A 210-nucleotide genomic window follows, 5' to 3' on the forward strand; every position below is an offset into this window, starting at 1 on the left:
CAATAAATACTTTATAGCGATTTCCAGGGATTATCGATAAATTACATAAAAAAAAAGGAATTAAAGCGGCAATAAAACAGATACATATTGAAGTGAGCTTAAATTGTTCGTTTATACCAATTAGCATAGCCAGTGATAAAAATGAGATGATACTCAAACAACCCTGTAAGCCATCAACGGCGTCAACCATATTAAAAGCAGTGATCACCC

At 33.3% G+C, this 210-nt stretch carries 1 pseudogene; it reads right to left on the bottom strand.

Going from position 1 to position 210, the window contains the following annotated elements:
* Window positions 1-210: pseudogene (locus tag V6255_RS19000) on the bottom strand (UDP-N-acetylglucosamine--undecaprenyl-phosphate N-acetylglucosaminephosphotransferase); the annotation flags it as partial.

Origin of the sequence: Psychromonas arctica (assembly GCF_038155225.1) — a bacterium.
GTDB lineage: Bacteria > Pseudomonadota > Gammaproteobacteria > Enterobacterales > Psychromonadaceae > Psychromonas > Psychromonas arctica_B.